Origin of the sequence: Escherichia sp. WS1368 (assembly GCF_046487485.1) — a bacterium.
In the GTDB taxonomy this organism is placed as follows: domain Bacteria; phylum Pseudomonadota; class Gammaproteobacteria; order Enterobacterales; family Enterobacteriaceae; genus Escherichia; species Escherichia coli.
In genome coordinates this window covers 1-514 of sequence record NZ_JBJQJI010000055.1, presented here as the reverse complement: position 1 = coordinate 514, position 514 = coordinate 1, and the positions used below count along the sequence as shown (strand labels likewise).

Genomic DNA, 514 nt, shown 5'->3' with positions numbered 1-514 from the left:
TTCTTTAAGGTAAGGAGGTGATCCAACCGCAGGTTCCCCTACGGTTACCTTGTTACGACTTCACCCCAGTCATGAATCACAAAGTGGTAAGCGCCCTCCCGAAGGTTAAGCTACCTACTTCTTTTGCAACCCACTCCCATGGTGTGACGGGCGGTGTGTACAAGGCCCGGGAACGTATTCACCGTGGCATTCTGATCCACGATTACTAGCGATTCCGACTTCATGGAGTCGAGTTGCAGACTCCAATCCGGACTACGACGCACTTTATGAGGTCCGCTTGCTCTCGCGAGGTCGCTTCTCTTTGTATGCGCCATTGTAGCACGTGTGTAGCCCTGGTCGTAAGGGCCATGATGACTTGACGTCATCCCCACCTTCCTCCAGTTTATCACTGGCAGTCTCCTTTGAGTTCCCGGCCGGACCGCTGGCAACAAAGGATAAGGGTTGCGCTCGTTGCGGGACTTAACCCAACATTTCACAACACGAGCTGACGACAGCCATGCAGCACCTGTCTCAC

The 514-nt window shown here is 53.7% G+C and carries 1 rRNA gene; it reads right to left on the bottom strand.

Annotated features, from left to right (window positions below):
- Positions 1-10: 10 nt before the first annotated feature.
- Positions 11-514: ribosomal RNA gene (locus tag ACJHYD_RS24535) — 16S ribosomal RNA — on the bottom strand; the annotation flags it as partial.